The organism is Bradyrhizobium elkanii WSM2783 (assembly GCF_000472865.1).
GTDB classification, from domain to species: domain Bacteria; phylum Pseudomonadota; class Alphaproteobacteria; order Rhizobiales; family Xanthobacteraceae; genus Bradyrhizobium; species Bradyrhizobium elkanii_A.
Genome location: NZ_AXAP01000164.1, coordinates 1 through 7,703 on the forward strand (window position 1 = coordinate 1; position 7,703 = coordinate 7,703).

At 60.1% G+C, this 7,703-nt stretch carries 6 protein-coding genes and 1 pseudogene; 2 read left to right on the forward strand and 5 right to left on the reverse strand.

Annotated elements, in window-relative coordinates; all coding sequences use genetic code 11:
* The 5 genes from YY7_RS0148730 to YY7_RS0148750 form a co-directional block, all read right to left on the reverse strand.
* The coding region (locus YY7_RS0148730; protein WP_433994580.1) for an IclR family transcriptional regulator at window positions 1–764 on the reverse strand (764 nt) is incomplete at its 3' end.
* A 488-nt stretch (window positions 765–1,252) separates the two neighbouring features.
* Entirely contained in the window at window positions 1,253–2,464 is a 1,212-nt protein-coding gene (locus tag YY7_RS0148735) for an ABC transporter substrate-binding protein (RefSeq protein WP_028169278.1), read from the reverse strand.
* Window positions 2,461–3,711, reverse strand: coding sequence for an NADH:flavin oxidoreductase/NADH oxidase (locus YY7_RS56015; RefSeq protein ID WP_245287701.1), 1,251 nt, complete (start codon window positions 3,709–3,711; stop codon window positions 2,461–2,463). Before YY7_RS56015 ends, YY7_RS0148735 begins: the two co-directional genes overlap by 4 nt.
* 78 nt (window positions 3,712–3,789) lie before the next feature.
* Window positions 3,790–5,001 carry a CaiB/BaiF CoA transferase family protein gene (locus tag YY7_RS0148745; RefSeq protein ID WP_028169279.1) on the reverse strand — a complete coding sequence of 404 codons (1,212 nt, stop codon included), beginning with the start codon at window positions 4,999–5,001 and terminating at the stop codon, window positions 3,790–3,792.
* A gap of 17 nt (window positions 5,002–5,018) precedes the next feature.
* The gene (locus YY7_RS0148750) at window positions 5,019–5,864 is read right to left on the reverse strand and encodes an amidohydrolase family protein (protein ID WP_028169280.1); all 846 of its coding nucleotides are present in this window, start codon (window positions 5,862–5,864) and stop codon (window positions 5,019–5,021) included.
* Window positions 5,865–6,382: 518 nt separating this feature from the next.
* Between YY7_RS0148750 and YY7_RS0148760 the strand changes: the two genes are divergently transcribed.
* Window positions 6,383–7,123 carry an IclR family transcriptional regulator gene (locus YY7_RS0148760; RefSeq protein WP_028169281.1) on the forward strand — a complete coding sequence of 247 codons (741 nt, stop codon included), beginning with the start codon at window positions 6,383–6,385 and terminating at the stop codon, window positions 7,121–7,123.
* A 164-nt stretch (window positions 7,124–7,287) separates the two neighbouring features.
* Window positions 7,288–7,703 (forward strand): annotated as a pseudogene (locus YY7_RS0148765) (Mu transposase domain-containing protein); the annotation flags it as partial.

Genomic DNA, 7,703 nt, shown 5'->3' on the forward strand with positions numbered 1-7,703 from the left:
CATCCGTCGATACCCTCGGGTAACGGCACGGCAATCGACCCGGCGCCAGGGGTGACCAGACCCGCCGAGAAGAAGAANCCGTCACGGCGCGTGCGCTCGACGTTCTCGAGCACCTGATTGATGTCGATGCGCGATATGTCGAGGGCGGCTTCCGCGTTGGTGCGCGTGCACAGGCTGCGGATCTGCTTGTCGGTGCACGCGGTCAGCAGCGAAAACCCGGTAGCCGACCAGACCACGAGCCGCCTGGATCCGGGCGGGACGTGAAAGCGCATTGTCGCGCGGGCCTGCAGCACATGGATGTATTGCGCGAAGATGCCGCTCCGCGCGGCGATGATGACGGTGTCGCCCGTTTTCTGGGACAGCTCTTCGAGCATCCTCATCAGGCTGCCGTTTCTGACAGGGCCCTTGTCGAGCCAGGTCCCGAGCAGAGTGACGCGTGGCGAGGGCAGGAAGCTGCGGCTCTCCGGCAAATAGTCCATGTAGCCGAGTTCGACGAGGCAGTTGAGCAGGATCGAAGTAGACGATTGCGGGAACCCCAGGCGCTCGGCGACTTCGGCAACGCGCGCGTCGCGCTGGATCTCGTCGAAGAACTCGAGAATTCGCAGCACACGTCCTGCCGACTTGACCGATCCCGCCGCTGGCGGGCCGTAGCTCGTGGCTTCCGTGATCTGATCGTCTGCTATCGCTCTCTTGCTTCTTCTGGCCATTGCTGACTGTACCGGAAACTCCGCAGACATCCGGTGGTGCCGCGCCGAAGTCCTCATCTCGCGCCTGTTTGGTGGCACGTTAATCGGGTTGTGCAGGCAGGTCCAGTCGTGAGCATCGACAGAGCCGGTATCCTGTTCGAGGGAGCCGCCATGACTTTCACGCTCCGCTCACATATAGGGTAAGGCTGAGTCGTAGCGTCTGAGTCGCGGGTGAGCCCACTTCCCGGTAAAGCGCGGCGCCCGCTTTTTCGATGAAGTGGGCAACGCCTTCCCTAAGGTCTTCGTGACCTCGACCAGCGACACCAGCGATCTGAACGAAATCGGCCAAAGATATTTATCGGTCGCTTCTGACTTCAATCAATCCATTGATAAGGCCATGCGATCTAGATTGCTACGGGTACTGCCACGCCTGACGCACGATGAAGGCTGCCATCAGACAGACTTGCGTATTGAGGGCGGCGAGAGAAGGGTTAGGTGGCGGAAGCTCCGAGCGGCGGTTTTGCAGCTGCCGCTTGGAACGTGGCTCTTTCCATGACGTCGAGAGGTCAGGACTTCTTCATCAGCGAACACTTGCTTTGTTCGCGAGGAATGTTGGCGTCCTCGGCCGGGATGGTTGCGACGACGTCATAAAAGTCCCATGGTCCCCTGGACTGTTCCACAGTCTTTGCTCGCAGCAGATAGTAATCATGGATGTGCATGCCGTCCTCGCGAACATACCCCTTCTCCGAGAAGAAATCATTCACAGGCAACGAACGGAATTTTGCGAGCACGGCGGCTGTCTCGAGCGTTCCGGCGGCTTCGACGGTCTTCAGGTAGTGCATGGTTGCCGAGTACATTCCGGCCTGAACCATGGTCGGCATACGCCCAATCTTGTCGAAGAACCGCTTCCCGAAGGCGCGCGACGCGTCATTCCGATTCCAGTAGAATGCCTCTGACGTGTACAGACCCTGCATGTTGGGAAGACCGACCGCCTTGGCATCCGTGATCTGGAACAGCAAGGCAGCGACCCGCATCTTGCTTTTCAGGCCGAGCAGGCCGAACTCGTGAGCCTGCATGAGCGAGTTGGTGGTATCACCGCTGGCGTTAGCGAGAGCCAGCACGTTGGCGCTCGAGTTCTGGGCCTGGAGCAGGAACGAAGAGAAGTCGCTGGTGTTGAACGGGTGCCGCACTGACCCGACGACTTTTCCGCCGGACTCCTTGAGCACGGCAGACGCATCGGCCTCGAAGGCTTGTCCGAAGGCATAGTCGGCCGTCAGGAAGAACCATTCGTTTCCGCCCTGTCCCATCAATGCCTTCGCGGTGCTGCGCGCCAGTGTGTAGGTATTGTAGGTCCACTGGAAGGTGTTAGGAGAGCATTTCTCGTTTGTGATGGCGGATGCGCCGGCCGACGATACGATCATCATCTTGTTCTTGTCCCGGACCAGATCGGCGAGAGCCAGCGCGACCGCAGAGTTTCCGATATCGAGAATGACGTCGACGTTTTCCGTATCGATCCACCGCCTGGCGATGCCCGACGCGATATCCGTCTTGTTCTGATGATCGGCGAAAACCAGTTCGATCGGCTGTCCGAGTAACTTGCCGCCGAAGTCGGCGATCGCCATTTTGACGACTTCAACGGCCGCAGGCCCCGCGGCGTCAGCATATTGGCCCGACTGATCGTTGAGCACGCCTAGCTTGACCGGCCTCGACGCGGGCGCCTGTGCGTGAGCCGATGCAAGGCCTAGAAAAACCACCAGCGATGCCAGCACATGTCTCATTTTTTTCTCCCTTTGGAATTTTTGATTGCTTGAAGTCTCGATTGATTTGGCGAGGCTATCCGCGCGACGGAAGTTCTATTCGGCCGCCTCGCGATATCGCTCCAACCCGTCCAGGCTTTCTCCATTGGCGCGAAGGGCTCCACCCACTTGGCAAGCCACCATGCATATTGTTCGGGCCATTTCTCGAAATTGCCGGTCAACCCGAAATGTTCTGCGGCGTGGAGAGCCCAGAACGGATTGAACAGCATCTGGCGGGCAATGAAGATGAGGTCGGCACGACCATCCTGCAGAATCTTCTCCGCAAAATCTGGAGTTCGGATCATGCCGACCGCGCCGGTCGCAATACCGGCGTCGTGGCGAATCCGTTCGGCAAACGGCACCTGGTAGCCTGGACCGCGACCGAGATTGGCGTTGGTCGATCCGGCTCGAAGATTGCCACCCGTCGAACAGTCGACCAGATCGACGCCCAGTTCCTTCAATTTGCGGGAGAAGATGACGCTGTCGTCGATTTCCCAGCCACCGTCGATCCAGTCCGTGGCAGAGATACGCACGAAGAGAGGTGTTGCCGAGGGGAGCGCGGCCCTCACGGCGCGCGTTACTTCGAGCGGAAACCGCATCCGGTTTTCGAGGCTGCCGCCATATTCGTCGGTGCGGAAATTGGCGAGCGGCGACAGGAACGATTGCAACAGATAGCCGTGAGCCATGTGAAGTTCGATGACGTCGAACCCCGCCAGTACGGCCCGGCGAGCCGTCGCGACGAATGCATCGCGGACGCCGGCGAGACCTTCCTTCGTGAGGGGAACAGGGGTCTGGAAGCCATCGGAGAATGGGACATCCGATGGGCCCGTGGGCACCCAGGTTTCCTCTCCCATTTCGATGTCGCGGTCGGTCAAATGGCTGTTGCCCCGGAACGCGCGCTGCTGGCTGGATTTTCGTCCGCCGTGATTGATCTGGATCGCTGCTTTTGCGCCATGCGATTTGATGACGTGAACAATCTGGCGCATGCCGTCGATCTGGCCGTCCTCCCACAGCCCGGGATCACCGTTGGTGATGCGCCCCTTCCGGCTGACCGAAGTCTGCTCGACGAAGACGAGCCCGGCTCCCCCCATGGCGAACTTGCCATAGTGAACCAGATGGAAGGGTGTGATGTAGCCGTTTTCGGCCGAATACATCCCCATCGGCGAGACGACGATCCGGTTGCTGAGCTCGACGCCACGGAATGCAATGCTTTCAAACAGCTTGATCATCTTGATCTTCCTCTGAACTAGCGGACCGGGAAATTCGCGCCACGACGTTCGTCTTTGCCGCGCATGGAGTGCTCGTCGTCACGCTTGTGCAATGGCGCCGGAGTCGCGCAACGCATCGATCTCGCTGCTGGACAGGCCGAGATATTCCGACAGGACCTCGCCGTTGTGCTGACCGAGACGCGCGGATGGGATGTATTGCGGCACTGCCGTATCGTGGAGCACCAGCGGGCTGCGATGAACGAGAATGTCGCCGTATTCCGGATGCTCGATTTCGCGCAACATGCCCCGGGCGTGGAGGTGATTGTCCTCGGTCACCTCACGCAAGTCACGAACCGCGGCGCATGGCACCCTGTTGGCACGGCAAAGCTCGGTGATCTCAATGCGCGTGAGCCGCGTGGACCACTCGGACACGATCTGGTCCGTAAGATCGATGTGCTTCAGGCGGTCGAGCACCGTCTTGAAACGCGCATCATCGGCGAGCTCCGGCCGTCCCATCGCGCGCGTCAACCCGATCCAATGAGATTCGTTGACACTGATGATGGCGACATGCCCGTCGGACGCTGGATAAACATTGTAGGGCGCCTCCGCGAGTCCTCCGTGACGGTTGCCAGTGCGAGGGGCGGCCGCCTTGCGGTTAAAGACATCGGCCAGATTCGAGGCCATCGCCGGATAGACGGTCTCGACCATCGCGATCTCGACCAGCCGACCGCGGCCGCTTTTTTCCCGATCGTAAAGCGCGGTGAGGATGCCGGCGTACAGGTGAACACCGCTGATGAAGTCGGTGATGGCCGGACCCGCCTTGACCGGGGGACCATCGGCAAAGCCGGTCACGCTCATGATGCCTGATACCGCCTGGACAGTCAGGTCCATCGCCAGATTATCCCGATCGGGACCCGACAAGCCGTAGCCGGTGGCCGAGCCGTAGATCAGCCGCGGATTGATGGCGCTTAGAGCGGAATAGCCGACGCCCAATCGATCGAGCACCCCCGGCGCGTAGTTCTCGATCAGCACGTCGGCCTTTGCCGCGAGCTCCTTCAGGACCCTGACCCCGGCCGGCGACTTCAGGTTCAGACTGATGTTACGCTTGTTGGCATTGAGCATCGCGAACGGGACGGCGTTGCCCTTGCTGATGCGGGCGCGATGACGCACCGGCTCGCCGTTCGGCGGTTCGACCTTGATGACGGTCGCTCCGGCCTGCGCCATCAGGAAGCCGGCGTACGGACCCTGATACACCTGACCGAGGTCGATGACGATCACGCCGTCGAGCGGCAACTTTTTGTTGTTGTCCAAGGCTTCCTCGGGTGTTGTCAGAAGTTGTAGAGCCGCGACGGATTGGCGATCAGGATCTTTCGACGGGTGGCTTCATCGGGGACGCATTCGTGCAGCAGTCGAAGCAGATCCTGAAGATCGGGAAGCGTTTCGGCGCTGTGGCCCACATGGGGCCAATCGCTGCCCCACACGACCTGATCGGGCGCGGCCTGAACGATGGCGCGCATGAAGGACGCCGTGTCCGCATAGGGACGGCCGATACGCGTGTTGCGGTCTGCACCCGAAATCTTGGTCCAGTAGCGGCCGGTCTTCAGCCGTTCGGTGAAGGCGCGAAAGTCGGGGTGCTCGTGCCCCTTGTCGGCCATGGTCCGCGACATGTGGTCGATCACATAGTTGAGCGGCAGCTTCTCAAGCTCGGGTGCGGCGGCGGCCAGATCCGAGCTCTCGATCCAAAGCTGGGCGTGCCAGCCTCTTTCCGCGAGACGAGGGGCGAGCTTGACCAGATCGTCGTAGCTCGTGCCGAGTGTCGAGACCGGCTTGCCGTCCTGCCGGATCATGGTGACGCGCACCGCCTTGAAGCCGGCGTCGGTGAGTTCATCAAGCCGCCGATCCGATACGTCGGGCCGCAAGATCGCCACGGCACGAAGCCTGTCAGGGTAGCGACGCAGTGCGTCATAAGTGACGGCGTTGTCTTCTCCCGAACCCACTGCATGGACGATGACGCCACGCGTGATGCCGAGTTTGTTCCAGATGGCAAAAGCGTCTTCGATCGTGAACGGCTGCGCGGCGGTAAAGCGTCCCTCGTTGCCGGGCGGAAAGCGATCGAAGGGGCCGTAGATGTGAAAGTGACAATCGCAGCTGCCTTCGGGCAATCGATAGTCCATTTAAGCAAATCCCTGTTCGGTCTTGGAGGTGAGAGCCCGGGGCAGGTGCGCCAACCTCGTTGCCGATGGTGGGCTTGGCCAACATCCCCAGTCAGACGTGAACGCGATGGTTGATCTTCAAGAGAATGGTCGCCAGGAGGTTCGACTTGGCGGCGGGAAGCCCGAGCAGCGACCGGTCGAACCGGACGACATCAGTTGATCACGGCAGACAAATTTATTCGCGGCTTCATGACGCCTCCCTGCAAGCGCGCTCCACCTGGGTGGGGCGTTTTTCTTTTTTTGAACGGCTGTGACGCCGCGGCCTTGGCGGCCGCGGAGAACACTAGGGGCCGCGCGTCGCCGAGTCCACTGGGTTACATATATGTGGTTCTATTTCTATATATATGGAAAAAGGTTGCGGCTGATGTCCTGCGGCTGATGTCCAGAGGCACTAGATTGCTGAACGCTTCGAATTTGAATTCAGGCCTACTAAGGTGCCAATGAACCGTGTAATCGGATTTTTCTCCACGTATGTGTAAATGACAAATTCCAGCATAAAGTCGGCCAAGCGGATCTTCGAAGTCCTTGAGTACTTCGAGGACGTGAAACGACCGATCTCGCTGAAGGAAGTCGCGACGAAGTGCGACTATCCAACATCCAGTGCCGCAGCCTTGCTGAAGAGCATGGCGATGCTGGGATATCTGTTCTACGACAGTTACAATCGCACCTACATGCCGACGATGCGCATCGCCCAGATGGGCCGGTGGCTGGACACCGGGCTGTTCGGCGACAGCGCCATCCTTGCGTTGGTCGACTTTGTCCATGAGAAACTGGACGAGCTGGTCAGCATCAGCACGCAGTCCGATTTGCATGCTCAATACATTCACAGTCTGCAAACCAGCAAGCGCCTGCGGTTCGAAGTCAAGCCCGGCGACGTCCGACCGCTTGCGATCAGCGGAATTGGGCGCACGTTGCTCAGCGGTCATACCGACGTCGAGATTGCCCGGCTGCTGCGCCGCATAAATGCCGTTTGCCCTCCGGAAGAACACTTCGAACTGAATGCGCTGATGAAGATCATCAACGGCATTAGGCGCGACGGCTACATGTTTTCCAAACACATCATCGTTCAGGACGCCGGGGTGATTGCCGTCCTGTTGCCGAAGCGCGACTTCGGGCGCCACCTGGTCCTTGGCGTCGGCGGGCCGGTATCACGTCTCGAAGAGCGGCAGGACGAAATCCTGGCCTGTATTCGCGAAGGCATCGCGCGGTTTCTGACGTAACGTCTGTCGTTCGTTCTACTCCCCAAGTCGGCGAAAGGGACCTTTAGCGGTACTCGGGCCATCAACCAGTATTTTCCTGATCGCAGACGATATCTGAAGCACCGCACCAGTGCGCGGGATCGTAGAGAAGGGAGGGGCGTTCAATGCTCTAGCTTCGCACGCCCGACAAATGCATCGCCTACGCCAAGGCTCATCGCCATCCGGAGCTGGTCGATCAGACGATCTGGGAAGTGTTCGAAGCCGAACGTCCCAAACTCGTTCCCTATGCCGGCCGCTTCGACGGCTTCCATGCGGTGACGGCATCGGTCTCGAAGACCTGCCTGGTGCGCTTCGACAACAACAAGTACTCGGTCGCAGCCAGCGCAGTCGGACGACCGGTCGAGGTTCAAGCCTATGCCGATCGCATCGTGATCCGTCAGGATGGACGCATCGTTGCCGAGCACCCGCGATCCTTTGGCCGCGGCGATACCGTCTACGACCCCTGGCATTATGTGCCGGTGCTCGCCCGCAAACCCGGCGCCTTGCGCAACGGTGCTCCCTTCAAAGACTGGGTGCTGCCGGCCGCGATCGAGCGGATCCG